The sequence below is a fragment of the Delftia sp. PE138 genome (assembly GCF_018320755.1).
Lineage (GTDB): Bacteria > Pseudomonadota > Gammaproteobacteria > Burkholderiales > Burkholderiaceae_C > Comamonas > Comamonas tsuruhatensis.
Window position 1 is genome coordinate 85904 of record NZ_JABEPN010000009.1, and the last position, 25659, is coordinate 111562.

The 25659-nt window shown below is 67.8% G+C and carries 22 protein-coding genes; 14 read left to right on the top strand and 8 right to left on the bottom strand.

The features are described from left to right. Positions 1–210: 210 nt before the first annotated feature. From HFGMBDPB_RS25030 to HFGMBDPB_RS25040, 3 genes are all read left to right on the top strand, one after another. Entirely contained in the window at positions 211–2499 is a 2289-nt protein-coding gene (locus HFGMBDPB_RS25030) for a TonB-dependent hemoglobin/transferrin/lactoferrin family receptor (protein WP_203400543.1), read from the top strand. Positions 2500–2569: 70 nt separating this feature from the next. Next, positions 2570–2923 carry a hypothetical protein gene (locus HFGMBDPB_RS25035; RefSeq protein ID WP_016447606.1) on the top strand — a complete coding sequence of 118 codons (354 nt, stop codon included), beginning with the start codon at positions 2570–2572 and terminating at the stop codon, positions 2921–2923. After that, positions 2920–4041 carry a hemin-degrading factor gene (locus HFGMBDPB_RS25040; protein WP_017404638.1) on the top strand — a complete coding sequence of 374 codons (1122 nt, stop codon included), beginning with the start codon at positions 2920–2922 and terminating at the stop codon, positions 4039–4041. Before HFGMBDPB_RS25035 ends, HFGMBDPB_RS25040 begins: the two co-directional genes overlap by 4 nt. Before the next feature lie 36 nt (positions 4042–4077). On the opposite strand, the gene HFGMBDPB_RS25045 is transcribed toward HFGMBDPB_RS25040, so the two are convergent. After that, the gene (locus tag HFGMBDPB_RS25045; RefSeq protein WP_016447604.1) at positions 4078–4359 is read right to left on the bottom strand and encodes a DUF2798 domain-containing protein; all 282 of its coding nucleotides are present in this window, start codon (positions 4357–4359) and stop codon (positions 4078–4080) included. 144 nt (positions 4360–4503) lie between these two features. Between HFGMBDPB_RS25045 and HFGMBDPB_RS25050 the strand changes: the two genes are divergently transcribed. Continuing rightward, positions 4504–5448 (top strand): LysR family transcriptional regulator, encoded by a 945-nt coding sequence (locus tag HFGMBDPB_RS25050; RefSeq protein WP_043791855.1) that lies wholly within the window; start codon positions 4504–4506, stop codon positions 5446–5448. An 8-nt stretch (positions 5449–5456) separates the two neighbouring features. Here the strand turns inward: HFGMBDPB_RS25050 and ppsR are convergent, their stop codons facing one another. After that, the gene (gene ppsR, locus HFGMBDPB_RS25055; protein ID WP_016447602.1) at positions 5457–6278 is read right to left on the bottom strand and encodes a posphoenolpyruvate synthetase regulatory kinase/phosphorylase PpsR; all 822 of its coding nucleotides are present in this window, start codon (positions 6276–6278) and stop codon (positions 5457–5459) included. Positions 6279–6486: 208 nt separating this feature from the next. Between ppsR and ppsA the strand changes: the two genes are divergently transcribed. From ppsA to HFGMBDPB_RS25075, 4 genes are all read left to right on the top strand, one after another. Beyond that, positions 6487–8877, top strand: coding sequence for a phosphoenolpyruvate synthase (ppsA, locus tag HFGMBDPB_RS25060; protein WP_016447601.1), 2391 nt, complete (start codon positions 6487–6489; stop codon positions 8875–8877). 17 nt (positions 8878–8894) lie between these two features. Further along, positions 8895–9257, top strand: coding sequence for a DUF4212 domain-containing protein (locus HFGMBDPB_RS25065; RefSeq protein ID WP_016447600.1), 363 nt, complete (start codon positions 8895–8897; stop codon positions 9255–9257). Continuing rightward, positions 9250–11340: a VC_2705 family sodium/solute symporter gene (locus HFGMBDPB_RS25070; protein WP_016447599.1), complete on the top strand. Its 2091-nt coding sequence runs from the start codon at positions 9250–9252 to the stop codon at positions 11338–11340. The genes HFGMBDPB_RS25065 and HFGMBDPB_RS25070 overlap by 8 nt, the downstream gene beginning before the upstream one ends. A 191-nt stretch (positions 11341–11531) precedes the next feature. Continuing rightward, a complete protein-coding gene (locus HFGMBDPB_RS25075) occupies positions 11532–12047 on the top strand; it encodes a hypothetical protein (RefSeq protein ID WP_212646510.1) in 516 nt (171 codons plus the stop codon). A 132-nt stretch (positions 12048–12179) separates the two neighbouring features. Here the strand turns inward: HFGMBDPB_RS25075 and HFGMBDPB_RS25080 are convergent, their stop codons facing one another. From HFGMBDPB_RS25080 to HFGMBDPB_RS25090, 3 genes are all read right to left on the bottom strand, one after another. Next, entirely contained in the window at positions 12180–12533 is a 354-nt protein-coding gene (locus HFGMBDPB_RS25080; protein WP_012206859.1) for an FKBP-type peptidyl-prolyl cis-trans isomerase, read from the bottom strand. Between the two features lie 79 nt (positions 12534–12612). Beyond that, the gene (locus tag HFGMBDPB_RS25085) at positions 12613–12918 is read right to left on the bottom strand and encodes a winged helix-turn-helix transcriptional regulator (RefSeq protein WP_012206858.1); all 306 of its coding nucleotides are present in this window, start codon (positions 12916–12918) and stop codon (positions 12613–12615) included. Between the two features lie 220 nt (positions 12919–13138). Then, on the bottom strand, positions 13139–14215 hold the full coding sequence (locus HFGMBDPB_RS25090) for a Bug family tripartite tricarboxylate transporter substrate binding protein (RefSeq protein WP_016451269.1): 1077 nt from the start codon (positions 14213–14215) through the stop codon (positions 13139–13141). 371 nt (positions 14216–14586) lie between these two features. Here HFGMBDPB_RS25090 and HFGMBDPB_RS25095 point away from each other — a divergent pair, with 371 nt between their 5' ends. The 6 genes from HFGMBDPB_RS25095 to HFGMBDPB_RS25120 all read left to right on the top strand — a co-directional run bounded on the left by HFGMBDPB_RS25095 (position 14587) and on the right by HFGMBDPB_RS25120 (position 21657). Continuing rightward, complete coding sequence (locus HFGMBDPB_RS25095) at positions 14587–15225, top strand: PepSY-associated TM helix domain-containing protein (protein ID WP_026062185.1); 639 nt, start codon at positions 14587–14589, stop codon at positions 15223–15225. Positions 15226–15245: 20 nt separating this feature from the next. Next, a complete protein-coding gene (locus HFGMBDPB_RS25100) occupies positions 15246–15773 on the top strand; it encodes a DUF2271 domain-containing protein (RefSeq protein WP_013801141.1) in 528 nt (175 codons plus the stop codon). A gap of 100 nt (positions 15774–15873) precedes the next feature. Then, positions 15874–16692 (top strand): DUF4198 domain-containing protein, encoded by an 819-nt coding sequence (locus HFGMBDPB_RS25105; protein ID WP_046985642.1) that lies wholly within the window; start codon positions 15874–15876, stop codon positions 16690–16692. 47 nt (positions 16693–16739) lie between these two features. Continuing rightward, positions 16740–17816 carry an FAD:protein FMN transferase gene (locus HFGMBDPB_RS25110; RefSeq protein ID WP_046985641.1) on the top strand — a complete coding sequence of 359 codons (1077 nt, stop codon included), beginning with the start codon at positions 16740–16742 and terminating at the stop codon, positions 17814–17816. A 45-nt stretch (positions 17817–17861) separates the two neighbouring features. Beyond that, the gene (locus tag HFGMBDPB_RS25115) at positions 17862–19247 is read left to right on the top strand and encodes a sulfite reductase subunit alpha (protein ID WP_212646511.1); all 1386 of its coding nucleotides are present in this window, start codon (positions 17862–17864) and stop codon (positions 19245–19247) included. Between the two features lie 229 nt (positions 19248–19476). Beyond that, positions 19477–21657 (top strand): TonB-dependent receptor domain-containing protein, encoded by a 2181-nt coding sequence (locus HFGMBDPB_RS25120; protein WP_016451273.1) that lies wholly within the window; start codon positions 19477–19479, stop codon positions 21655–21657. Here the strand turns inward: HFGMBDPB_RS25120 and HFGMBDPB_RS25125 are convergent. From HFGMBDPB_RS25125 to gabT, 3 genes are all read right to left on the bottom strand, one after another. After that, complete coding sequence (locus tag HFGMBDPB_RS25125; RefSeq protein ID WP_203400546.1) at positions 21645–22622, bottom strand: ketopantoate reductase family protein; 978 nt, start codon at positions 22620–22622, stop codon at positions 21645–21647. The genes HFGMBDPB_RS25120 and HFGMBDPB_RS25125 overlap by 13 nt on opposite strands. 105 nt (positions 22623–22727) lie before the next feature. Further along, positions 22728–24185: an NAD-dependent succinate-semialdehyde dehydrogenase gene (locus HFGMBDPB_RS25130; RefSeq protein WP_203400547.1), complete on the bottom strand. Its 1458-nt coding sequence runs from the start codon at positions 24183–24185 to the stop codon at positions 22728–22730. 30 nt (positions 24186–24215) lie between these two features. Beyond that, entirely contained in the window at positions 24216–25544 is a 1329-nt protein-coding gene (gene gabT / locus HFGMBDPB_RS25135) for a 4-aminobutyrate--2-oxoglutarate transaminase (protein ID WP_203400548.1), read from the bottom strand. Positions 25545–25659: the final 115 nt, after the last annotated feature.

The window sequence follows — 25659 nt, forward strand, 5'->3', positions numbered from 1 at the left end:
AGATGGCTGTCCAGCAGCCCGGTGTGCCAGCAGGGATTGCTCCAGGGCCTATGCGCCAGATCAAATCAATGAATGAGAACTATTCGCATATAATTTTTCTTCATCCAGCCAGCACATGACGCGCCAACGGCTGGCGGGCCAACCGCCAGCCGCTGCAACCAGAAGCCAGCTCTCGCACATCCATGTTGATCAGAGAGAGAGGGCTTCGCAATGGCTTACGACTTCGCAATGCAATCATGCGCCCGGCGGGCGCGCCATCCCCTGGCCGCCGCCTGCGCGCTGCTGTGCGCCTCCGCTGCCCTGGCCCAGGGGCCGGGGCAGGCCGCCGCAGACGCGGCAAATGCCGCAAACGCCGGAGATGCCGACACGCAATTGCTGGCGCAGGCCGCACCCGGGGCACGGACCCGTGCCCCGGCCCTCAAGGAGATGGTGATCAGCGCCTCGCGCGAGGTGCAGGACCCTGACACCCTGCCCATGAGCATCGACGTGATCGACGCCGGCCGCATGGAGCGCGAGCAGGCCAGCGACATCCGCGAGATGGTCAACCTGCTGCCCAATGTCGATGTGCCGCGCGCCCCGGCCCGCTTCTCGCTGGCGGCCTCGTCGGCCGGGCGTGACCAGAACAGCGGCTTCAACATCCGTGGCCTGGATGGCAACCGCGTGCTCATGCTGGTCGATGGCGTGCGCCTGCCGCGCAGCTACAGCTTCAGCGCCAACAGCTTCGGCCGCGACTACCTGGACCTGGGCCTGGTGCAGCGCGTGGAAATCCTGCGCGGCTCCACGCCCGCGCTGTATGGATCGGACGGCATGGGCGGCCTGGTCAACTTCGTGACCGTGCAGCCGGATGATCTGCTGGGCAAGGACAAGCGCATCGCCGGCCGCGTGGCTGCCGGCTATGACGGCTCGGACAACGGCCGCAAGCTGGGCGCCACCGTGGCGGGCCGAGCCAGCCCCGAATGGGCATGGCTGCTGTCGGCGGGCCTGGGCCGCTCCCGTGCGCTGGAGAACATGGGCACGAACAACGTGACGGGGGCGGCGCGCACCACGCCCAATCCCGAGAAAGACCGCAGCGAATCGCTGATGGGCCGCCTGGTCTTCACGCCCAGCGCCGTGCAAAAGCATGTCTTCACCTTCGAGAACGTGGACAAGCGCGCCGACTACGCCCTGCTGTCCGCGCGCTCGGCCACCGTGGCCAATTCCGACTCGCGCACCGACATGAAGCGCTGGCGGGCCAGCTGGCAGGGCCAGTGGCAGCAGCTGGGCACGGCGCTGGCCGACGAACTGCAGCTGATGGCCAGCTACCAGAAGTCCGACGCGCGCGAATTCGTCACCGAGACGCGCATCGGCCTGCCGTACCGCGAGCGCGACGTGACCTATGACGAGGACGCGATCCAGCTGCACGCCCAGGCCAGCCGCCTGCTGCGCTGGAGTTCCTCGGCCAGCGGCAAGTTCACGTACGGGCTGGACTACCTCCGCAACAAGGTGGTCAACGTGCAAAACGGCATCACGCCGCCCGTGGGCGAGAGCTTCCCGCTCAAGCGCTTCCCCGACACCACCGAAAGCGCCACCGCCCTGTTCGCCCAGGCCGAACTGCACAACGGCCCCTGGAGCGTGACCCCGGGCCTGCGCGCCGAGCACTACAGCATCAAGCCCCGGCAGAACGGCTTTGTGCCCACCGTGGTCAGCAACTCGGACTCCGCGCTCTCGCCCAAGCTGGGCGTGATGCTGCAGGCCAGCCCGGTCTGGTCCGTCTATGGCAACTATGCGGCAGGTTTCCGGGCGCCCAACGCCGGGCAGATCAACGCCTTCTTCGAGAACCCGGTGGCGTTCTACCGCAACATTCCGAATCCCGACCTGCGGCCCGAAAAGAGCCAGACCTTCGAGCTGGGCCTGCGCGGGCGCATGGACAGGCTGCGTCTGGACGCCGCCGTGTTCAGGGGACGCTACAAGGACTTCATCGTCGACCAGCAACTGGTTGCGGGCCAGCCCGGCAACGCGGCCAACCCCGCCATCTACCAGTCCATCAACGTGGGCCGCGCCCGCATCAGCGGCTTCGAACTCAAGGCCGACTACGACTGGGGCCGCTGGGCCGGCGGCGACTGGCAGACGCGCCTGGCCTACGGCTACACCGACGGCAAGGACACGCAGTCCGACAAGCCGCTGGACACCATCTCGCCCCAGCAACTGGTGCTGGGCGTGCGCTACGAGCGCTCTGTCGTGGGCGTGCAGTTCAACGTCTCGCACTGGAGCGGCAAGAAGGCCGGCGACGTGTCCAACGGCAGCACGGCCTGGCTCAGCCCCTCGGCCACGGTGCTGGACCTGAGCGCGCAATGGCGCATCCGTCCCGACCTGCGCCTGAACGCCGGCATCTACAACCTGACCGACAGGAAGTACTGGCGCTGGTCCGACGTGCGCGGCCTGCTGGCCACCACGGCGATTGCCGACGCCTACAGCCAGCCGGGGCGCCATGCGCGCGTCTCGCTGATCAAGGATTTCTGAAGCCCGGCGCCTGAAGGCCGGGCGCCGCGACCCGTGTCCCAACGATGTTTTGCAACGCAAGGAGAGCCCCATGCACCGTACCGAGAGTGAAAGCCTTGCCCGTGACGAGGAATACCTGCTGGCCGAAGGCGAGGCCCAGCTGGCCGCCACGCTGGCGCTGATGACCGGCTTCGGCCACGGTTGCTGCGAGGCCCACCGGCCCGCCATTGCCGGCAAGGTGGCCGATCAACTGCAGGGCCTGTCCGGCGACAGCAGCTTTTCGCCGGACATGCGGGCCTTGCTGCAACGCCTGCAGCGGCGCTGGCAGGCGGTCTCCGAGGCCAGCGCCGCGCAGCGCGCACCCCGGGCCGAGGCGGCGGCCGAGACCCGCCATCCCTCCGTTGCCCACGCGCTCTGGCATGCCCCTTTGGAGACCCTGCAATGATCACCACCGCCGCCGCAGCCTGCGATGACCTGCTGATTCCCGTCAATGCGCCCGACGTGCGCCAGCGCTTTGCCCAGGCACGCCAGAGCGGCCTGCGTGCCAAGGAGGCCGCCGAATCCATGGGCCTGCCCGAAGGCGCCGCCATCGGCGCCCACGCGGGCCTGCATGACGGCGGCCTGCAGGTCGTGCCGCTGCGCGCGCAGTGGCTGCAGGTGCTGCGCGCGCTGCAGGACTGCGGCACCGTGATGGCGCTCACGCGCAATGAATCCACGGTGCATGAGAAGACGGGCGTGTACCAGAAGCTCTCGGCCAGCGGTGGCGTGGGATTGGCGCTGGGCCGCGAGATCGACCTGCGCCTGTTCTTTGCCCAATGGCATGCCGGCTATGCCGTGACCGAGCAGCCCGCCCAGGCTGGAAGGCCGGCCACGCACAGCCTGCAGTTCTTCAATGCCCACGGCCGCGCCGTGCACAAGGTCCATGCGCGCGAGTCCACCGACATGGCAGCGTGGGATGCGCTGGTACGGCGCTTTGCCGAGCCCAGCGCGGGCTACCTGTTTCGCCATGCCCGGCCCAGAGCGCTGCCGCAGTCCGACAAGGTCATCGACGTGCACGGCCTGAGCGCCGCCTGGGATGCCCTTCAGGACACGCATGAATTCTTCGACCTGCTGCGCCGGTTCGGCGTGGAGCGCCAGCAAGCCTTCCGTCTGGTCCCCGGCCATTGCGCGCGGCTGGCACCCGAGTCCGTGGCCCAGTTGCTGGGTGATGCGGCGGTGGACGGGCTGCCCATCATGGTCTTCGTGGACAGCGGCGGCTGCATCCAGATCCATACCGGCCCCGTGCACAACATCCAGCCCATGGGCACGCCCGGCGGCGCGCAATGGATCAATGTGCTGGACCCCGGCTTCAACCTGCATCTGCGCTGCGACATGATCGCCAGCGTCTGGGCCGTGCAAAAGCCCACGGCCGATGGCGTGGTCACCTCGGTCGAGGCCTTCGACGCGCAGGGCGATCTGATGGCCATGTTCTTTGGCGAGCGCAAACCGGGCCTGGCCGAACTGCCGGGATGGCGCGAGCTGGTGGCGGGCTTGCCGCGCTTGGCAGTGCAGACACTGGCCTGAGCGGCCCAGGCCCTGGAAAGAGCCGGCCGGGCCGCCTCAGAGATGCACGGTGGCGGCCACCAGCCTGCCCACCAGCGGACGCACCACCATCACGCAGACAAAGGCCACGGGCATGGCCAGCACATAGGTCTGCATCACGCGCCGCAGGTAGTCGGCGCCCAGGCCGCTGTTGGCGCCGACGATGGCGCAGCACATCAGAAACGCCATGATGGCCGACATGTAGAAGGCAAAGACGATGGGCGCGAAGCGGCGGTGCAGCTTGCGGCTGCGCGGCGCCGCAGGGGTTGCGGGAGCGATGGAGGCAGAGGTATCGGGCATGAAGGCGTATCCGGTCAGGCCGCTTGTCGATTCGGCGCGGCAAGTGCGCAACTGTAGGCAAGGCCCGGGCCGCCGTGTAGAGGGCTGCAGCTTGGTGCACTCGTAAGCTATATTGATGAATTGATTTTTCATCCATAGGTTTTTGTGCCTAATCTGCGCTCCATCGAGACCTTCGTCAAAGCCCTGGAAGGCGGCTCCATCGCCTCGGCCGCGCGCCAGCTGGGTATTTCTCCGGCGGCGGCCAGCCAGAACATCGCCCGGCTGGAGCGCGAACTGGGCACGCGCCTGATCACGCGCACCACGCGCTCCATGGCGTTGACCGAAGCCGGCGAGCGCTATCTGGCACGTGTGGGCCCTGTGCTGCAGGAGCTGGAAAAAGCGCAGTCCGACCTGTCGCAGCTGCATGGCGAACTGCAGGGCCGGCTGCGCATCGCCTGCATGGCCGCCTTTGGCCGCCATGTGCTGGCGCCGCTGCTGCCGGCCTTTGCCGCGCGGCATCCCCGGCTGGAGCTGGAGTTGCTGGTGGTGGACCGGCAGGTGGATGTGCTCAAGGAAGACGTGGACATCAGCGTGCGCTACCGCGATGTGCTGGAGCCCGGCATGGCCGTGCGCCAGCTGGCGGCCGTGCCGCGCGTGCTGTGCGCCTCGCCGGCCTACCTGCAGGCCCACGGCAGGCCGCAGACCGCGCAGGACCTGCTCGACCATGCCTGCCTGCTGTACCGGCGCGAGGCCGATGGCCGCTTCATGCGCTGGCCGTTTTCACGCGACGGCAAGCGCGTGGACCCGCAGCTGCGCGTGACCGCCATCGCCAGCGATGTCGATGCACTCACCGAAATGGCCGTGGCCGGTGGCGGCATCGTCTGGATCGGCAGCTTCATCGCCCACCGGTACATGCGCGAAGGGCTGCTGCAACCGCTGGCCCTGGGCCCGGCGCGCAAGGGGCAGCTGCACTTCGATGACACCACGCTGGATTTCTTCGCCTGCTTTCGCGACCGCCAGTACGTGCCGACCAAGGTGCGTGCCCTGGTGGACTACCTGGTCGAGACGCTGCCGCAGCAGCCCATGCTGCGCTGGAACGCCTCGGCCTGAGACAGGGTTCAGTGCCCCAGGTGCTGGGGCAGGACTTCCTGCAGGATCGTGGTGGCGATTTCCTCGATGGACTTGGTGGTGCTGGACAGCCACTGGATGCCGCTGCGGCGCATCATGGACTCGGCCTCGGCCACCTCGTAGCGGCAGTTGGCAAGGCTGGCGTACTTGGAGTCGGGCCGGCGCTCGTTGCGGATGCTGGACAGGCGCTGGGGGTCGATGGTCAGGCCGAACAGCTTCTTGCGGTAGGGCACCAGGGCGGGCGGCAGCTGCTTGCGCTCGAAATCCTCGGGAATCAGCGGGTAGTTGGCCACCTTGAGACCGAACTGCATGGCCAGGTACAGGCTGGTGGGCGTCTTGCCGCTGCGCGAGACGCCGACCAGGATCACGTCGGCGCCCGTCAGGTCCTGGTGGGTCTGGCCGTCGTCATGGGCCAGCGTGTAGTTGATGGCCTCCATGCGCTCCAGGTATTCCTTGCTTTCGCTGATGTCGGCGAAGCGGCCCACGCGGTGCAGCGACTTCTGGCCCAGCTCCAGCTCCAGCGGCCGCACGAAGGTGCCGAACATGTCGAATACCTTGCCCTTGCATTGGCTCTCGATCAGGTCGAGCATGTCCTGGTTGACCAGGGTGGTGAAGACGATGGGCTTGTGGCTTTCCGACTCGGCCACATGGTTGATCTGCCGCACGGCCTGGTGGACCTTGTCCATGGTGTCCACGAAGGGGATGCGGACCAGGCGCGACTTGGTGTCGAACTGGGCCATGATGGCCGTGCCAAAGGTCTCGGCTGTAATGCCAGTGCCATCGGAGATGACGAAGATGGTGTGGGTGTGCATGGTGGTCGGGCTCTGGACAGGGGGCTGCCGTCGGTTCACGGCAAACGCCTACAATGGCGCCCATTATTCCCAATTTCCCATCCATGCTCGCTGCCGGCCTCCAACCAGAACAGCAAAGCCTCGCGCACGCCTGCGTGGGTGGATCGACCGTGCCCGGCTTTGGCAGCCGGGGCGGCGCACTACGGTTTTCAACTTCTGGAGCTTTCCCATGTCTCAACTGTTCGAGGCCACCGCCCTCGTCGTTCCGTTTGAACAACTGAGGATGACCGATGTCGAGTCCGTAGGCGGCAAGAACGCCTCGCTCGGCGAAATGATCTCGCAGCTGCCGCAGGGCGTGCGCGTGCCCACGGGCTTTGCCACCACGGCCCATGCCTTCCGCCAGTTCCTGGCCCACGACGGCCTGGCCGACAAGATCAGTGCCAAGCTGGCCGCCCTCGACGTGGAGGATGTCCGCGCCCTGGCCCAGGTGGGTGCCGAGATCCGTGCCCTGGTCGAGAACCAGCCCTTCCCGGCCGATCTGGAGCAGGCCATCCGCGAGGAATTCGTGCGCCTGCAGGGCGGCAACGAGGCGGCCTCGTTCGCCGTGCGTTCCTCGGCCACGGCCGAAGACCTGCCCGACGCCTCGTTCGCCGGCCAGCAGGAAACCTTCCTGAACGTGGTGGGCATCGAGTCGGTGCTGCACAAGATGAAGGAGGTGTTCGCCTCCCTGTACAACGACCGCGCCATCTCCTACCGCGTGCACAAGGGCTTTGCCCATGACGTGGTGGCCCTGTCGGCCGGCGTGCAGCGCATGGTGCGCTCCGACCTGGGCGCGGCCGGCGTGATGTTCACCATCGACACCGAATCGGGCTTCGAGGACGTGGTCTTCATCACCTCCAGCTACGGCCTGGGCGAGACCGTGGTGCAGGGCGCCGTCAATCCTGACGAGTTCTATGTGCACAAGCCCATGCTCAAGGCCGGCAAGAAGGCCCTGATCCGCCGCAACCTGGGCTCCAAGCTGATCCAGATGGTCTTTGCCTCGCCCGAGGAAAAGGCCGCCAGCGGCAAGCTTGTCAAGACCACCGACGTGGCCCATGAGCTGCGCAACCGCTACTCGCTGTCCGACGAGGACGTGCAGCAGCTGGCCCACTATGCCCTGGTCATCGAGCAGCACTATGGCCGCCCCATGGACATCGAGTGGGGCAAGGACGGCACGGACGGCCAGCTCTACATCCTGCAGGCCCGCCCCGAGACCGTGAAGAGCCAGGCCAAGGGCCAGGCCGAGCAGCGCTACGCGCTCAAGGGCACGGGCAATGTGCTGGCCGAAGGCCGCGCCATCGGCCAGAAGATCGGCACGGGCCCGGTGCGCCTGGTCAATGACATCGCCAACATGGACCAGGTCCAGCCCGGCGACGTGCTGGTGACCGACATGACCGATCCCAACTGGGAGCCGGTGATGAAGCGCGCCTCGGCCATCGTCACCAACCGTGGCGGCCGCACCTGCCACGCGGCCATCATTGCGCGCGAGCTGGGCATTCCGGCCGTGGTCGGCTGCGGCAACGCCACCGATCTGCTCAAGGACGGCACCCTGGTCACCGTCAGCTGCGCCGAAGGCGATACCGGCAAGATCTATGACGGCCTGATCGAGACCGAGGTCACCGAGGTGCAGCGCGGCGAGATGCCCGCCATCAAGACCAAGATCATGATGAACGTGGGCAACCCCCAGCTGGCCTTCGACTTCGCCCAGCTGCCCAACGAGGGCGTGGGCCTGGCCCGCCTGGAGTTCATCATCAACAACAACATCGGCGTGCACCCCAAGGCCATCCTGGACTATCCCGCCGTGGATGCCGACCTCAAGAAGGCCGTGGAGTCCGTGGCCCGTGGCCATGCCTCGCCGCGCGCCTTCTACGTGGACAAGGTCGCCGAAGGCGTGGCGACGATTGCCGCCGCCTTCTGGCCCAAGCCCGTGATCGTGCGCATGTCGGACTTCAAGTCCAACGAGTACCGCAAGCTCATCGGCGGCAGCCGCTACGAGCCCGAGGAAGAGAACCCCATGCTGGGCTTCCGTGGCGCGGCGCGCTACATCTCCGAGGACTTCGGCGAGGCCTTCCGCATGGAGTGCGAGGCACTGCGCCGCGTGCGCGAGGACATGGGCCTGACCAACGTGCAGATCATGATTCCCTTCGTGCGCACGCTCAAGCAGGCCGAGCGCGTCACCCAGCTGCTGGCGGCCAACGGCCTCAAGCGCGGCGACAACGAACTCAAGCTCATCATGATGTGCGAGGTGCCCTCCAACGCCATCCTGGCGGACGAGTTCCTCGAGTTCTTCGACGGCTTCTCCATCGGCTCCAACGACCTGACCCAGCTCACGCTGGGCCTGGACCGCGACTCCGGCCTGGAGCTGCTGGCCGCCGACTTCGACGAGCGCGACCCCGCCGTGCGCAAGATGCTGTCGCGCGCCATCAAGGCCTGCCTGGACCAGGGCAAGTACGTGGGCATCTGCGGCCAGGGCCCATCCGACCACCCGGACTTCGCCCAATGGCTGGCTGACGAAGGCATTGCCTCCATCTCGCTGAATCCCGACAGCGTGGTCGCCACCTGGCAGCGCCTGGCGCAGTAAGGGCTGGCAGCGTCGCCATGCATACGCCGGACGCGCACTTGCATGACGACGCAGTCGGGGGACCGTCCGAAGGCGAGACCTTCGCCCCCGACCTGCACGACATCCACCATCTGTGGCTCAAGGCCGTGCTGCTCGCGGTCTGGGTCGCCGTCTCCTTCGGTGCCTGCTACTACGCACGCGACCTGCAGGCGCTGGTCCCCGACTGGCCGCTGGCCTACTGGTTCGCGGCCCAGGGGGCAGTCCTGATGTTCCTGGCCATCGTCATCGTCTATTGTCTGTCCATGGACCATTTCGAGCGCCGCGAGGCCCGGGCCGCTGCCCCGTCTGAACCCGCCGCCCCGCAACCGCCCGCCCCGCCGTCGCCTCCCGGCCATGGCTGAGCGCTCGCTGCTGACGGCCGCCTCCCGCTGGCGGCTGCACCGCATCGTGGCCCTGTACACGCTGGGCGTGCTCGGCTTTCTGGCCCTCATGTTCTGGGCCGAGCAGCAAGGCCTGTCACGCCACTGGATAGGCCCCATCTTCCTGTTCTTCACCGTCATGGTCTACGCGGCCATCGGCGTGTACCTGCGCACCAGCGATCCCGAGGAGTACTACGTCGCGGGCCGGCGCATCCCGCCCTTCTACAACGGCATGGCGGCAGCGGCGGACTGGGTCAGCGCGGCGTCCTTCATCAGCCTGTCGGGGGCGCTGTACCTGCAGGGCTTTGCCGGCGTGCCGGGGCAGGCCGGCGGACTGGCCTACCTGCTGGGCTGGACGGGCGGCTTTTGCCTGGTCGCCATGCTGATCGCGCCGCACCTGCGGGCGATGAAGCTCTACACCATTCCCGACTTCTTCCAGCAGCGCTACGGCGGGCGCTGGCCGCGCGTGATCGCGGCGCTGGCTGCCGTGACCTGCTCGTTCACCTACGTGGTGGCCCAGATCTACGGCGTGGGGCTCATTGCCTCGCGGCTGACGGGCGTGCAGTTCGAGATCGGCATCATGCTGGGCCTGGGCGGCGTGCTGCTGTGCTCCTTCCTGGGCGGCATGCGTGCCATCACCTGGACCCAGGTCGCGCAGTACGTGGTCATCCTGCTGGCCTTTCTGATCCCCGTGTCCTGGCTGGCCTACCGGCAGATGGGCAATCCCGTGGCGCCGCTGGCCTATACGGCCCAGCTCGGCCAGATCGCGGAGATGGAGCAGCGCCTGCTGGACTCGCCGGCCGAACAGGAAGTGGTCGCCGCCTACCGCCTGCGCGCCGAGGTGCTGGAGGACAAGCTCAAGGACGTGCCGCGCGTGCTGGCCGCCGAGCGCCAGCAGCTGTCCGAGCGCATACGCGATCTGCGCACGCGCAGCGGCGACATTGGCGCCATCATGGCGGCCAGCCGCGAACTGGCCGCCATGCCGCGCGACGAAGCGACTGCGCGCGCCCTGTGGACACGCCAGCTGCAGGAGATGCGCGAGCGCGAGAAGCCGCTGGGCGGCATTCCGCTGCACAGCCTGCCCTTTGCCGGCAACCCCGATGGATCGGCCGAGGAGCGTCAGGTCTACGAGGACAGCCGGCGCAACTTCCTGGCGCTGATGTTCTGTCTCATGGCCGGCACGGCAGGCCTGCCGCATTTGCTCACGCGCTACTACACGGCGCCCTCGGTGTCTGGGGCGCGGGCCTCGGTGGGCTGGACGCTGTTCTTCATCGGCGTGCTGTACATGAGCGCGCCGGCCCTGGCCGTGCTGGTCAAGTTCGAGGTCATGAACAACCTGGTGGGCATACGCTTCGATGAATTGCCCACCTGGATGGCGCAGTGGGCCCGGGTCGATGCCTCGTTGCTGGCCGTGGAAGACGTCAATGGCGACGGTGTCCTGCAGTTCGGCGAGATCCGCATGGGCGCCGACCTCATCATGCTGGCCACGCCCGAGCTGGGTGGCATGCCCTACGTGGTCTCGGGCCTGGTCGCGGCGGGCGGCCTTGCCGCCGCGCTGTCCACGGCCGATGGCCTGCTGCTGACCATCAGCAATGCGCTGGTGCGCGACTTGTACTTTCGCGCGCGGCGGCGCCGCGCCTCGCCCGAGCAGCGCGTGATCCTGTCCAAGTTCGCGCTGCTGGTGGTGGCGCTGTCGGCCGCCTTCGTGGCCTCGCGCCGTTCCTCGGACATCCTGCCCATGGTCACGGCCTCGTTCTCGCTGGCGGCATCGGCCTTTGTTCCGGCCATGGTGCTGGGCATCTTCTGGCGCGGCACCACGCGTCGCGGGGCGGTGGCCGGCATGCTGGCCGGCCTGGGCATCACCGTCTACTACATGGTCTCGCACGTGCCCGCGCTGCAGCCCGTGTTGCCCGAGGCGCTGCATGCCCGCCTGTGGTGGGGAATACAGCCGATTTCCTCGGGTGTCTTCGGCGTGCCGGCGGGCCTGCTGGTGACCTGGCTGGTCAGCTGCCTGGACCCGCGCCGGCGCGCTGCGGCGCGCTCCGTGCCAGGGCGCGTGGCCTGACGCGGCATGGGCTCCATGGGCCGACGACATTGCCAACGAAATTGCCAATTTTTGTCTTGATGGCAGATCTGGATCAGTCCCGGCCCAACTGAAGCCCGCGCGTGCTGGAAAACCCGCTTTTGGGAGCCGGAGGCTCATGACACGCTGCGAGCCGTGTCCGATCCGATCCCCTGCAGAAAATTGCGTCCGCCATGCATCTTGTGAAAACGTCCGCCGGCCAACAGGCATTCAAGGAACGCCATGCCGATCTCTCTCCCCGGCTGCGCTCGGCATTTTTGCTGTTTGACGGCCAACGCAGCGTGGCGCAGGTGCTGCAGGCCGTTGCCGGCATGGGCGTGACCCAGGACGAAATCCTGGCGCTGGTGGAGCGCGAATGGCTGGCGCCCCGCGATGCAGCCGAACCCCGGCTGGGCGTGGTGGCCGTTGCGGCGCCTGCCGTCACTGCTGCCGCCGCATCGCCGGCCCAGCCTACCGGCGATGCGTCTGCGCCATCCGAGCCTTCGCTGGCCGTGCGCTACCGCAACGCCTATCCGCTGGCGGTGGCCATCACGGCCAATATGGGGCTCAAGGGATTCCGGCTCAACCTGGCCGTGGAGGCTGCCATGGGCTACGACCAGCTCGTGGCGCTGGCCCCGCGCCTGCGCGAGGCTGCCAGCCCCGCCAGCTATGTGCCGCTGCACGAGGCGCTGTTCGGCAAAGCCCCCTGAGCGAGAAGCCGCCCCCACGCTATCCTTGCCGCGCAAGGTCCGATGCTCCTGGGGGCTCTTGGGACGGTCCGCAAATGAAAAAAGGCAAGGCGCCTTCGCGCCTTGCCCTTGCGTGGGCCAGCGGGTGCAGGCTCAGACGGCCAGCAGCTCCACGTCGAACTTCAGCGTGGCGTTGGGCGGGATCACGCCGCCAGCGCCGCGTGCGCCGTAGCCCAGTTCGGCCGGGATGATCAGGGTGCGCTGGCCGCCCACCTTCATGCCTTGCACGCCTTCGTCCCAGCCCTTGATCACCATGCCGCCGCCCAGGGGGAAGACGAAGGGATCGTTGCGGTCCTTGCTGGAGTCGAACTTCGCGCCTTGCACGCCGTTGTTGTAGAGCCAGCCCGTGTAGTGCACGGTCACGCTGCGGCCGCGCTGGGCCTCGGCGCCGTCACCCACGACGGTGTCTTCATACTGCAGGCCGGATGCGGTGGTGGTGAAAGCCATGGTGGTATTCCTTGAGAGAGAAACGGTGGGGGAAAAAGACTGTCCGGCGGCAAGAGGGCGAAGGGCCTGGCCGCAAGAATCACTTCTTGGCGCGCGCGGCCACCCAGCGGTTGGCGAATGCCTGCACATCGGACAGGCGCTTGAGCAGGTCCTGGCCGGCCAGCGTCACGGTATAGCCGTCGGAGCCATGCTCCAGCAGCCCGCATTCGCGCAGTTCCTTGATGCGGGTGTTCAGCGTGTTGGGCGTGATGCCGCCCACGCTGTCTTGCAGCAGTCGAAAGGTCTGAGGATGGCCGTCACGCAAAGCCCACAGCACGCGCAACGCGTAGCGGCATTCGAGTTTCTCGAACAGCTGGTTGATGGCGGCGTTTTCCTTGGAGCTCATGACGCTTCTCCTTGCGCAATGGTGTGTGTGAGCCGGCGGGGGCATCCGGGTGGGACGCGCGCCGAGCCAAGTCCCGGGGAACTATAGCTCTGGATCCATTCTGCTACAAGTTTGGTAGCTCAAAACCCACAGCGGCAATGCGCTTCGCTAGAGGAATACGCGAATCTCCGAACCAGTGTTGCAGGCCCGCCACGCAACCTGCCCGCTGGACTTCGGTTTCTCAGCTCTTGAGTTTGAGCAGATAGGTCATGACGCTGGCCGTGGTGTGCTCCAGCTCCAGAAAGCCGCTGAAATCGCGGCCTGCCTGCCACGAAGGCTCCCAGCGGTTCTGCCGCAGGGCGCGCTGCCAGCTTTCGTGCTGGGTCGCCTGCTCCACGGCGCCCAGCAGGGCCTGGGCGCGTGCGGCGCTGACCTGCTTGCCCGTGAAGACGGCGCGCCAGTTGGCCATGTCGGCATCCAGTCCCTGTTCGCGGAACGAGGGCAGGCCGAACAGGCTGCGGCGCGAAGACACGCCAATGGCGCGCAGCCTGCCGCTGGCCAGGGCTTCGCTGAACTCGCTGTAGCCGGACACACCCATGCGCGCATCGCCCTTGAGCAAGGCCTCCACCACCTGGGCGCCGCCCGGAAAGGGCTTGTAGACCAGTTGCTCGGGCGCCGCCTTGGCGGCGCGCGTGAGCAGGCCGGCAAACATATGGTCCACGCCGCCGGCCGAGCCGCCCGCAAACGACTGGTGGGCCAGATCGCTGCGCAGCGCGGCGACCAGGTCCTTGGCATTGCGGATGGGGGAGTCGGCAGGCACGGCCACTACCAGATAGTCGCTGGTCAGGCGGGCAATCGGCTGCACGTGCGACATGTTCACGGCCGGCTTTTGCAGCGCCACGGCACCGACCATGACCATGCCGCCGATCAGCAGCGCATCGGGGTCCTGGCCATGGCGCTCGACAAACTGTGCCAGGCCGATGGTGCCGCCCTTGCCGCCCAGGTTTTCATACTCCACGCGATCTGCCGCGCCGCATGCCACCAGGGCCGCGCCCAGTGCGCGGCCGGTCTGGTCCCAGCCGCCCCCGGCATTGGCCGGAATGACGATGCGCAGGCTGGCGGCCACGCGCTGGCCACCGGCGGCAGCGCGCGGCGCATGGGCCGCAGGCGTTGCAGCGGGCGGCGCGGCATGGGCCAGCGGGGAGCACAGCATGGCCAGGGCTGCACCCTGTGCCAGCAGCTGGCGGCGGTTCTGGCGCGTGCCGTCACCGGAGTGGGCGGCGTTGGCAGTGGTTTGCGAAAAGCTCGGAAGGCGCATGCAGTCTCCAATCGGGTTCGCGCGCCATTGTGGGCGCAAATGAATCAGAAAAGCAGATTATGTAAGCATGTGCGTCAGCTAGTTGACATAACGCAGGCTGTCTGGCGGCATGGGTGCCAGACGCTTCAGGAGAGGGCCCACCGACGGTGCATCGCTGTCCCGGGATGCGTGGGGGCATGCGCGCCCGGGGGCAAGGAGCGGAGATGGAGCGCCGTGACACAGATGTCGATTAAGCCGGTAAAGCTTGTGTAAATGCGATCAATTCTTATTCGTGGGCGGTAGAATCCCCCGGCCTTTTTCTTTCCTGTGCTCCCCGTGGCCGCCGCCGTGATGGTTGTGGCCGCGTGGTGCTGCCGCCTGCCTCTGTTGCGATGACATCCCCCAAACCGGACCCTCGGCGCCGTTCCTACTGGCTCAAGACACTGCACGAGTGGCATTGGGTCAGCTCTGCGCTGTGCCTGATCGGCATGCTGCTGTTCGCCGTCACGGGGTTCACGCTCAATCATGCGGGGCAGATCGAGTCCAAGCCGCGCATCGTGCGCGGCGAGGCGGCATTGCCGGACGCGCTGCGCGTGCAGCTGGTCCGGCAGCAGGCCAGCCAGTCGCGCGATCGTGCTCCCGTGCCTGCGCCATTTGCGGACTGGGTGCGCGGCCAGTGGGGGCTTGAAGCCGAGGGCCGCGAAGCCGAATGGACGGCCGACGAGCTGTATGTGTCCCTGCCTCGCCCCGGCGGCGATGCCTGGGTGCGCGTGGGCCTGGCCGATGGCGAGGCCGAATACGAGCGCACCGACCGGGGCTGGATCGCCTATCTGAACGATCTGCACAAGGGCCGCAACACGGGCGCTGCCTGGAGCTGGTTCATCGATATCTTTGCCGCAGCCTGCCTGGTGTTCACCGTCACCGGGCTGTTCATCCTGAAGATGCACGCGGGCAACCGTCCCTTCACCTGGCCCATGGTCGGCATGGGGCTGGTGATTCCCATGCTGCTGGCCCTCCTGTTGATCCACTGAGAACCGAAAGAGCCTTGCCAATGAATCCGCACTTCTCTCTGCGCTACACCATGGCGCTTGGCGCCTGCCTGGGCGCGGTCCCGGTCTTTGCCGCCGGCCTGAACGTGGGCGTGGAAATTCCGCGCCTGGATGTCGCCGAATACCACCGCCCCTACGTGGCCGTATGGATCGAGCGCGCCGACGCCTCGGTGGCCTCCACGCTGTCGGTCTGGTACGACGTGAAGATGCGCAATGCCGAAGGCACGAAGTGGCTCAAGGACATGCGCCAGTGGTGGCGCCGCACGGGCCGTGACCTGACGTTGCCGATCGATGGCGTGACCAGCCCCACGCGTCCCGTGGGCAAGCACCAGCTGAGTTTCACCGAAGGCTCCAATCCCTTCGCCAAGCTGCCGCCCGGTGAATACAAGCTCGTGGTCGAGGCCGCGCGCGAAGTCGGCGGCCGCGAAGTGGTCACCGTGCCCTTCAAGTGGCCCGCGGCCAAGGCCGAGCAACTGAGCGCCAAGGGCAGCAGCGAGCTGGGCGAGATCAGCGTCGAACTCAAGCCTTGAAATTGAAAGCCGCCGAGGCGCTGTGCGCCTTCCCCCTCACGAGGGGGACTACGCCATCGCTGCACGTGCCAGACCCATCCACGAACCAAGGAGATTTTTCATGAAGTCCAAGACCCCCTTTGCCGTCCGTCTGGCTGCCAGCCTCGCCATTGCCTGCGGCGCCTTCCAGGCCGCCCAGGCCCACAACCTGTGGCTGCTGCCCTCGACCACGGTGCTGTCCAAGGCCGAATGGATCACGGTGGATGCCGCTGTCTCCAACGACCTGTTCTTCTTCAACCACGTGCCGCTGGGCCTGGACAACCTCGTTGTCTCGGCGCCGGACGGCTCGGCCGTCGCGCCGCAGAATGCCCATCGCGGCAAGCTGCGCAGCGTGTTCGATCTGGACCTGCAGCAAAGCGGCACCTACCGCCTGGCCATCGTCAACGACGGCCTGTTTGCCTCCTGGAAGGACAAGGCCACGGGCCAGAACCGCCGCTGGCGCGGCTCGCCCGAGAAGTTCGCCGCCGATGTGCCCGCTGACGCGCAGGACCTGAAGGTGACCCAGTCCGTGGGCCGCATCGAGACCTTCGTGACCGTGGGCAAGCCCAGCGCCGTCAAGCCTTCGGGCAAGGGGCTGGAGCTGGTGCCCGTGACCCATCCCAACGACCTGGTCAAGGGCGAGAAGGCCACCTTCGCCTTCCATGTGGACGGCAAGCCCGCCGCCAACCTGGAAGTCGTGCTGGTGCCCGGCGCCACGCGCTACCGCGACAACAAGGGCGAGATCAAGGCCACGACCGACGCCAAGGGCGAGTTCAGCGTGACCTGGCCCACCGCCGGCATGTACTGGGTGGATGCCGACGCCCAGGACAACAAGACCTCGCTGCCCCAGGCCAAGGAGCGCCGCCTGTCCTATGTGGGCACGTTCGAGGTGCTGCCCTGAGCCTTGCGTCCCCACCCGGGGCCCCGCCCGCGCCTGCGCCTGCGCCCGTGCGCGTGAGCTTCGCGCCCGCCCTGTTGCAGGGCAGCGCAGGCCGGGGCCTTGCCGCGCCTGTGCCCACAGGCGCAGCGTCCTTTGCCGTCTCCGGCTACGCGCCGCAGGCCGTGCGGCGGGCAGACCCCGCCGCGCTGCAAACGCTCACCGGCGAGGCCATGGGCACGACCTGGAGCGTGCGCCTGCACAACCCGGATTTCCGCCCGCTCGATGAGGCGCGCCAGGCCATAGAGGCTGCGCTGGCCCTGGTCGTGCGCCAGATGAGCAACTGGGAAGCCGGCTCCGACATCTCGCGCTTCAACCGCGCCGAGCCCGGCAGCTGGCATGCACTGCCGCCCGAATTCTTCACCGTGCTGACCTGTGCACTCGATTGGGCACAGGCCAGCGGCGGCGCCTGGGACCCCACCGTGGGGCCGCTGGTTGATCTGTGGGGCTTCGGCCCGCGTGCGGAAAAGGCGCAGGGCGCCGGCATCCCCGATGCCGATGCGCTGCGGCGGGTGCGCGAGCGCGTGGGCTACCAGCGCATCGTGCTGGACCTGAAGGGCCGGCGCGCGCTGCAGCCCGGCGCCGTGCATGTGGACTTCAGCGGCATTGCCAAAGGCTATTCGGTGGACCTGGTCACCGAGCACCTGCAGGCGCTGGGCCATACCGATTTCCTCGTCGAGGTGGGCGGCGAGCTGCGGGCCTGCGGTCAGCGCCCTGGCAACCAGCCCTGGCGCGTGGCCGTGGCCAGCATGGCGGACCAGTCCACGCCGCTGGCGCTGCCGTTGCGCGACATGGCCATCGCCACCTCGGGCGACCACTGGCATGCCTTCGAGCAGGGCGGGCGCCGCTACTCCCACACCATCGATCCGCGCAGCGGCGAGCCCGTGGCGCACGGCCTGACCAGCGTCACCGTGCTGCATGCCGAATGCATGCAGGCCGACGCCCTGGCCACCGTGCTCACCGTGCTGGGGCCGCGTGCGGGCCTGGACTTTGCCGAGCAGCACGGCGTGGCCGCACTGCTGTGCGAGCGCACGGCGCAGGGCCCTGCCATGGCGATGACCACGGCGTTTGCCGCGCTGGCGCCGTGAGCGCCCCTAACCTTTTCTGCGCCGTGTAGATTTTCCGGTCACGCCATGTTCCTGTCCGAATCCGGGCTGCGCATACTCGCAGCCGCTGTCCTGGTACTGCTGTATGTGGCCATGTGCGCCGCCATCTGGTGGCGCGAGCGCCGCCAGCGCGCGCGGGCGCAGCACGAAGCCGCGGCGCTGGCCTCGGCGCGCGAGGGCGCGCTCCCCCTGCTTGTGGCCTATGCCAGCCAGACGGGCCAGGCAGAGGAGCTGGCACGCGAGACTGCGCGGCTGCTGCATACGGCCGGTGAGAGCGTGCATCTGTGCGCCCTCGATGCCGTTGATGTGAAGCTGCTGGCGCAGACCCAAAGGGCGCTGTTCATCGCCAGCACCTATGGCGAGGGCGATCCGCCCGACAACGCAGCCCTGTTCCTGGCGCACTCCATGGCGCAGGCGCAGGGCCTGTCCCATCTGCAATACGGCCTGCTGGCGCTGGGTGATCGCCAGTACGCGCAGTTCTGCGGCTTTGGCCGCGCGCTGGACGGCTGGCTGCGCGCCGGTGGCGCCAGGCCCTGGTTCGAGCGCATTGAAATGGACAACGGCGCGCCGCAGGCGCTGACCGCCTGGCAGCACCAGCTGACCCAGATCAGCAGCCTGGGCGACATGCCGGCATGGGAGCAGCCGGTCTTCAGCGAATGGACGCTGGCCGCGCGCCGGCATATGAACCCGGGCAGCGCAGGCGAGCCGGTGTTCCACATCGAGCTGCAGCCCCCTGCAACGGAGGCCGCGCTGTGGGAGTCCGGCGACCTGGCGCAGGTCTGCATTCCTGCGGACCCGCGGCATCCGCGCGAGTACTCCATCGCCTCCATCGCCCAGGACGGCTGCGTGCATCTGCTGGTGCGCCAGGCGCGGCGCGAGGACGGCTCGCCGGGCCTAGCCTCGGGCTGGCTCACGCAGGGCGCGCCCCTGGGGGCAGCCATCACCCTGCGGCTGCGTGCGCACCGCAATTTCCGGCTGGAAGACAACCTGCAGCGCCCGCTGGTGCTGATCGGCAACGGCACGGGTCTGGCCGGCCTGCGCAGCCACCTGCGTGCGCGTGCCGCAGCAGGCCTGGGGCCCAACTGGCTGCTGTTCGGCGAGCGCAATACCGCGCATGACCGGCTCTATGGCGACGAGCTTCAGGCCTGGTGCGAGGGCGGCGTGCTGCAGCGCCTGGACCTGGCTTTCTCGCGCGATCGCAGCGAAGGCGCGCCGCGCGCCTATGTGCAGGACCTGCTGGCGCAGTCCGGCGATGTGCTGCGCCAATGGGTGGCGCAGGGCGCAGCCATCTATGTGTGCGGCAGCCTGCAGGGTATGGCCCAGGGCGTGGACCAGGCGTTGCACGCCGTGTTGGGTGAGGCGCAAATGGACCAGCTGGTGCGCAGCGGCCGCTACCGGCGTGACGTGTATTGAGGTGGTGAGAGCAGCTTGCGCCAGCGCAAGCATTGGTGCCGTCAGCGCTTTCTGCTCCTAGGAACGTAGCATCCGTGCGACAGATAAATCCTATTGTGATCATGAGAATGGAAATGATTCTCAATGTTCATATAATTTCGTTACATATCCCCATCCCATCGCATAACCAAAGATTTCAAAGCGAGTTGCACGGGCCTCACAGCCCGTTTTCCGTTTCTGGAGTGTTTGCATGTCGTATCGCGATCTGCGCGGCGTTCTTCCGTCGCGTCCTTCCCCTCTGGCCCTCCTGGTGGCCGCCATCTGTGCTTCGGGTGCCGCATCGGCACAGACCCCATCGCAAAGCAATGCGGCTGCCGCCACCGAGTTGCGCGAAGTCGTGGTCTCTGCCTCGGGCTTCGAGCAGGACATCAAGGAGGCGCCGGCCTCCATCACCGTCATCCCGCGCGAGGAACTGGCCAAGGGCCGCTTCGGCAGCCTGACCGACGCGCTGGAGAGCGTGGAAGGCATCGACGTAGGCGCCCCCGCGGGCAAGACCGGCGGCCTGAACATCAGCATCCGTGGCATGCCCAGCGACTACACGCTGGTGCTGATCGACGGGCGCCGCCAGAATTCGGCCGGCAATGTCACGCCCAACGGCTTTGGCGAGACGCAGACCAGCTTCATGCCGCCCATCGGCGCCATCGAGCGCATCGAGGTCATCCGCGGCCCCATGTCCACGCTCTACGGCTCCGACGCCATGGGCGGCGTGATCAACATCATCACGCGCAAGGTCGGCAAGACCTGGACGGGCAGCGTCAGCGCCGACTACACGCTGCAGCAAGAGTCGGAGTTCGGTGATATCAAGTCCGGCAAGTTCTACCTGAGCGGCCCCATCAAGGAGGACCTGCTGGGCCTGTCGATCCGCGGCAGCACCCAGCGCCGGGCCGCTTCGGACATCACCTATGCGGGCGCCAACGGCCAGCCAGCCGTTCCCATCATGGGCGGCAACCCCGTCAAGTCCGAGATCAACAACCTGGGCCTGCGCCTGGCGCTCACGCCCAACAGGTACCACGACATCACGCTGGACCTGGACTCGGGCCGCCAGACCTATGACAACTCGCAGGGCCAGTTGGGCACGCTGGGCACGGGAGGCTACAGTCCCGAGCAGAAATACAACCGTGACCAGCTCACGCTGGCCCATACCGGTCGCTACGGCTTCGGAACCTGGGACACCAGCTTCATGGTCAACCGGACCGAGACCATCGGCCGGACCATTCCCCGGGGAACCCCGGGCGCGACGCCAGGTGCCGCGCGCACGCTGGAGGTGGAAAGCAAGGTGCTGGACAGCAAGCTGGTCCTGCCCTGGGGTGCCCACCTGACCACGCTGGGCGGCCAGTGGTGGGATGCCGAGATGAAGGACGGCGTGGCGCCGAACAAGTTCGCCTTCACGCAGAAGGCCCTGTTTGCCGAGGACGAATGGAGCCTGACCGACGCCTTCAAGCTCACCATGGGCGCGCGCTATGACCGCCACAGCCTCTTCGGCGGCAAGCTCAGCCCGCGCATCTACGGCGTGTGGAATGCCGCGCCGCAGTGGACCGTGAAGGGCGGCGTCAGCAACGGCTACAAGACGCCGCGCGTGGAGCAGCTGGCGCCCGGCATCAACGGCTTCGGCCAGCAGGGCCGCCTGCCGCTGGTGGGCAGCCCCAACCTCAAGCCCGAAACCAGCCGCACCACCGAACTGGGCGTCTATTTCGACAGCCCCACGGGCTTTGCGGGCAGCGCCACGGTGTTCAACAACGAGTTCAAGGACAAGATCACCAGCGGCCCGGGCCTGATCAACTGCGACTTTGCGGCAGCGCCCAATCGCCCCGGCTGCGTGAGCTTCGGCGACTGGCCGCTGGTGGATGCCTTCGGCCAGTCCATCAACGTGGACGAGGCCGTCACGCGCGGCCTGGAGCTGAGTGCGCGCATGCCGCTGGCGCGCGGCTGGAACGCCAGCGCCAACTACACCTTCACCAAGAGCGAGCAAAAGAGCGGCCCCAACCGTGGCAACCCGCTGAGCGACACACCCAGGCACGCGCTCAACGCCCGCCTGAACTGGGAGCCGGGTGCCCAGTGGAACCTGTGGCTGCGCGCCGAATACCGCAGCGAGCGCTACCGTGACCCCGGCACCAGCGCCAGCTCCCAGGCCGCCAAGGCCGCGCTGGGCAACTACAAGGCCTATACCCAGTTCCACCTGGGCGGCAGCTACCGCGTGAGCAAGCAGTTCACCATCAACGCGGCCATCTACAACCTGTTCAACAAGGATTTCGTGGACTACCAGCCCTACAACGTACCGGGCCAGGTCCAGGGCACCGTGATCTTTGGCAACCGCTACGCGAACAACCAGGAAGGCCGCCGCCTGTGGGTGTCTGCCAACTACGAGTTCTGAGGCGGGTTCAGGGGCTCCTGGCTGGCCTGCACGCGTGAAGGGGCCAGCCTGACCAGCACCTGCAGCGTGCGGTTCAGCGGCACGGGCACGCCCAGGGCCTCGCCGCGCCGCACCACGTAGCCGTTGAGGTGATCGATTTCGCTGGGCTTGCCCAGCGCCAGGTCCTGGGCGGTGGACGAAAACTGGCCCGGCATGGTGGCCGGCAGGCCGCGCACGGCAGCGGGCACGTCGCCGGGCAGGGCCACGCCGTCGGCCCTGGCCACGGCCAGGCATTCGGCCACCACGTCGTCCACCACGTCCGTCACGCCGGGCGACTGCACCAGCGGGCCGTAGGGCAGCTGGCACAGCGCCGACAGCGCGTTGTAGGCGCAGTTGATCACCAGCTTGGCCCACAGCGCGCCGCGCACGTCGGGCGATACCTGCACGGCAATGCCTGCCTTGCCAAACTGCAGGGCCACCTGTTCACTGAGTGCAGACGGCGCAATGACCAGCTCGCCGCGGCCGAAATGGCGCACATGGCCGGGGCCGGCCATGGCCGTGGCCACGTAGACCACGGCGGCGGCCACGGCCACGGACGGGCCCAGCACGGCGCGCACGCGCTCGTCGTTGTCCACGCCGTTTTGCATGGTCAGCACCAGGGTGCCCGGCGCCAGGTGCGGCTGCATCTCGCGGGCCGCTTCCTCGGTGGCCGTGGACTTGACGCAGAACATCACCACATCGGCATCGCGCACGGCGCTGGCCTCGGTCGATGCCTGCATGGGCACCTGGATGTCCAGTGCCGCCGTCTCCAGCCGCAGGCCATGCTGCTGCACGGCCTGCACATGGGCGGGACGGCCGATCAGCGTGACCTGGTGGCCGGCGCGCGCCAGCAGTGCGCCGAAATAGCAGCCCACGGCGCCTGCGCCCATGACGGCGATGCGCAGCGGTTCGGAAGGAGAGGGGAGGCGGGCGGAAGAAGCGTCCATGGTGCAGATCGGATGGGCCTTTGATGGCGCCCAGTCTAGCCAGGCTGCCTTCGAAGGCCCATGCCGTCTTCCCTGCCGGGTGCCATTGCGGACGTCAGGCAACCCTCATGCCGTCTGCAGGCACAGGTACTTGGTCTCCAGGTATTCCTCGATGCCGTGGCGCGAGCCCTCGCGGCCCAGGCCGGACTGCTTGACGCCGCCGAATGGCGCGACCTCGTTGGAGATCAGGCCGGTGTTGATGCCCACCATGCCGTACTCCAGCGCGCGCGACACGCGCCAGATGCGGCGGTTGTCGTTGGTGAACAGATAGGCGGCCAGGCCGTAGATGGTGTCGTTGGCGCGGCGCACCACCTCGTCCTCGTCATGGAAGCGGAACAGCGGCGCCAGCGGGCCGAAGGTCTCTTCCTCGCAGACTTGCATGCTGTCGTTCACATCGACCAGCAGCGTGGGCTCGAAGAACAGCTGGCCCGGCACCGGGCGCCTGCCGCCCGCCAGCAGGCGCGCGCCCTTGGACAGCGCATCGGCCACATGGCTTTCCACCTTCTGCACGGCCGCCTCGTTGATCAGCGGGCCATGGGTCACGCCGGGCTCCAGCCCATTGCCGACCTTGAAGCCCGCCATGGCACGGGCCAGGCGGCGGGCCAGTTCGTCGTGGATGCCGTCCTGCACATAGATGCGGTTGGCGCACACGCAGGTCTGGCCGGCGTTGCGGAACTTGGAGGCCACGATGCCGGCCACGGCCTGGTCGATATCGGCATCGTCAAACACGATCAACGGTGCATTGCCGCCCAGCTCCAGCGACAGCTTCTTGACCGTGTCGCTGCACTGGCGCATCAGCAGCCGCCCGGTGGCCGTGGAGCCCGTGAAGCTGAGCTTGCGCACCACGGGGCTTTGCGTCAGCGCCTGGCCGATGTCCTGCGGATGGCCGGTCAGCACCTGGAAGACGCCGGCGGGAATGCCGGCTTCCTCGGCCAGCACGGCCAGGGCCAGGGCCGTGAAGGGCGTGCTTTCGGCCGGCTTGACCAGCATGGTGCAGCCGGCGGCCAGCGCCGGGCCGGCCTTGCGCGTGATCATGGCGGCCGGGAAATTCCAGGGCGTGATGGCGGCGCACACGCCAATGGGCTCGCGCAGCGTGAGCAGCTGCTGGCCTGCGTTGGGCGACTGCAGCAGCTCGCCGTCCACGCGCTTGCCTTCCTCGGCAAACCATTCGATGAAGGAGGCCGCATAGGCGATCTCGCCGCGCGCCTCGGCCAGGGGCTTGCCCTGCTCCAGCGTCATCAGCCGCGCCAGATCGTCCTGGTGCGCCAGCATCAGGTCGAACCAGCGGCGCAGGATACCGGCGCGCTGCTTGCCCGTCAGCGCGGCCCAGGCGGGCAGGGCGCGCTGCGCGGCGGCAATGGCGGCCTCGGCCTCGCCGGCCTGCAGGGCGGGTACCTGGCCCAGGCGTTCGCCGGTGGCGGGGTTGAAGACATCGATGGCGGGGCCGGAGCCCACGGGGTGCCAGCCCTGGGCAAGCAGGCAGGCCTGGCGGAACAGATCGGGGCGTTGCAGTGAAAGACTCATGGTGCGGCAGGGTGTGGCTGGGATGGGGATTCAGGCGGCGACCGGCTGGGACGCGGTCTGGGTGATGGCGTTGGCGATGATGTCCAGCGCCTTGCCGAACAGCGGCTCTGGAATCGTCAGCGGATAGAGGAAGCGGATGGCGTTGCCGTACAGGCCGCAGGTCAGCAGCAGCAGGCCTTGCTGCTGCGCACGCTGGACGATGGCGGCCACGCGCTGCGCGTCGGGCTCGCCGCTGCCGGGAAGGCGGAATTCCACGGCCAGCATCGAGCCCAGGCCGCGCACTTCGGCGATGCCGGCATCCTGCGTCTGCAATGCCTGCAGGCGCGAGCGCAGCTGGCTGCCCAGTGCCATGGCCCGCTCGCACAGGCGCTCTTCATCGATCACATCGAGCACGGCATGGGCTGCGGCCACGGCCAGCGGGTTGGCGGCATAGGTGCCGCCCAGGCCGCCGGGATGGGGGGCGTCCATGATGGCCGCGCGGCCGACCACGCCCGAGATCGGCAGACCGCCGCCCAGGCTCTTGGCCATGGTGATCAGGTCGGGCCGCACGCTGTAGTGCTCCATGGCAAACAGCTTGCCCGTGCGTGCAAAGCCGGTCTGTACCTCGTCGGCGATCAGCAGCATGCCGTGCTGGTCGCACAGCTGGCGCAGGCCCGTGAACAGCGCGGCAGGCACGGGGTTGAAGCCGCCTTCGCCCTGTACGGGCTCCACGATGATGGCTGCCACGCGCTGCGGGTCCACCGAGGTCTTGAGCAGCATGGCAATGGCGTCCAGCGACTGCTGCACGCTGATGCCCTGCACATCGCTGGGGAAGGGCGCGTGGAAGACTTCGCCCGGCATGGGGCCGAAGCCCTGCTTGTAGGGCGCCACCTTGCCCGTCAGCGCCATGCCCAGCTGGGTGCGGCCGTGGAAGGCGCCCTGGAAGGCGATCACGGCCGAGCGGCCCGTGGCATGGCGGGCGATCTTGACGGCGTTTTCCACCGCCTCGGCGCCCGTGGTGAAGAAGGCGGTCTTGGCCGGGCCGTCGATGGGCGCCAGTGCATTGATGCGCTCAGCCAGTGCAATGGCGCTTTCATAGGGAACGATCTGGAAGGCCGTGTGCGTGAAGCACTCCAGCTGGCGCTGCACGGCCTGCACCACGCGCGGATGGCGGTGGCCCGTGTTGAGCACGGCAATGCCGGCCGCGAAGTCGATGTACTGGCGGCCCTCGGCATCGGTCAGCAAGGCGTTGTCGGCCTGCACGGCATGGAAGCCGCACATCACGCCCACGCCGCGCGGCATGGCGGCGGTGCGCCGGCTCTTGAGTTGCTGGTTGACGGACGAGGCTCTGGTGGTGTCGTTGGTGGCGGCGCTGGACATGGGAAGGTCTCCGTTGAGGTGGCTGCAATGCTTACGGTTATAGTGGCGATTGGTTCCATGAATGGAGCCATCTTTTGAAAAGATGATGGTGCCAATCGAGTTCGCCACCATCGCT

What these genes read in the sequence shown, in the direction of transcription:
- HFGMBDPB_RS25030 (WP_203400543.1), top strand. Translation starts at nt 211, where the DNA reads ATGGCTTACGACTTCGCAATGCAATCATGCGCCCGGCGGGCGCGCCAT.
- HFGMBDPB_RS25035 (WP_016447606.1), top strand. Translation starts at nt 2,570, where the DNA reads ATGCACCGTACCGAGAGTGAAAGCCTTGCCCGTGACGAGGAATACCTG.
- HFGMBDPB_RS25040 (WP_017404638.1), top strand. Translation starts at nt 2,920, where the DNA reads ATGATCACCACCGCCGCCGCAGCCTGCGATGACCTGCTGATTCCCGTC.
- HFGMBDPB_RS25045 (WP_016447604.1), bottom strand. Translation starts at nt 4,359, where the DNA reads ATGCCCGATACCTCTGCCTCCATCGCTCCCGCAACCCCTGCGGCGCCG.
- ppsR (WP_016447602.1), bottom strand. Translation starts at nt 6,278, where the DNA reads ATGCACACCCACACCATCTTCGTCATCTCCGATGGCACTGGCATTACA.
- ppsA (WP_016447601.1), top strand. Translation starts at nt 6,487, where the DNA reads ATGTCTCAACTGTTCGAGGCCACCGCCCTCGTCGTTCCGTTTGAACAA.
- HFGMBDPB_RS25065 (WP_016447600.1), top strand. Translation starts at nt 8,895, where the DNA reads ATGCATACGCCGGACGCGCACTTGCATGACGACGCAGTCGGGGGACCG.
- HFGMBDPB_RS25070 (WP_016447599.1), top strand. Translation starts at nt 9,250, where the DNA reads ATGGCTGAGCGCTCGCTGCTGACGGCCGCCTCCCGCTGGCGGCTGCAC.
- HFGMBDPB_RS25075 (WP_212646510.1), top strand. Translation starts at nt 11,532, where the DNA reads ATGCATCTTGTGAAAACGTCCGCCGGCCAACAGGCATTCAAGGAACGC.
- HFGMBDPB_RS25080 (WP_012206859.1), bottom strand. Translation starts at nt 12,533, where the DNA reads ATGGCTTTCACCACCACCGCATCCGGCCTGCAGTATGAAGACACCGTC.
- HFGMBDPB_RS25085 (WP_012206858.1), bottom strand. Translation starts at nt 12,918, where the DNA reads ATGAGCTCCAAGGAAAACGCCGCCATCAACCAGCTGTTCGAGAAACTC.
- HFGMBDPB_RS25090 (WP_016451269.1), bottom strand. Translation starts at nt 14,215, where the DNA reads ATGCGCCTTCCGAGCTTTTCGCAAACCACTGCCAACGCCGCCCACTCC.
- HFGMBDPB_RS25095 (WP_026062185.1), top strand. Translation starts at nt 14,587, where the DNA reads ATGACATCCCCCAAACCGGACCCTCGGCGCCGTTCCTACTGGCTCAAG.
- HFGMBDPB_RS25100 (WP_013801141.1), top strand. Translation starts at nt 15,246, where the DNA reads ATGAATCCGCACTTCTCTCTGCGCTACACCATGGCGCTTGGCGCCTGC.
- HFGMBDPB_RS25105 (WP_046985642.1), top strand. Translation starts at nt 15,874, where the DNA reads ATGAAGTCCAAGACCCCCTTTGCCGTCCGTCTGGCTGCCAGCCTCGCC.
- HFGMBDPB_RS25115 (WP_212646511.1), top strand. Translation starts at nt 17,862, where the DNA reads ATGTTCCTGTCCGAATCCGGGCTGCGCATACTCGCAGCCGCTGTCCTG.
- HFGMBDPB_RS25120 (WP_016451273.1), top strand. Translation starts at nt 19,477, where the DNA reads ATGTCGTATCGCGATCTGCGCGGCGTTCTTCCGTCGCGTCCTTCCCCT.
- HFGMBDPB_RS25125 (WP_203400546.1), bottom strand. Translation starts at nt 22,622, where the DNA reads ATGGACGCTTCTTCCGCCCGCCTCCCCTCTCCTTCCGAACCGCTGCGC.
- HFGMBDPB_RS25130 (WP_203400547.1), bottom strand. Translation starts at nt 24,185, where the DNA reads ATGAGTCTTTCACTGCAACGCCCCGATCTGTTCCGCCAGGCCTGCCTG.
- gabT (WP_203400548.1), bottom strand. Translation starts at nt 25,544, where the DNA reads ATGTCCAGCGCCGCCACCAACGACACCACCAGAGCCTCGTCCGTCAAC.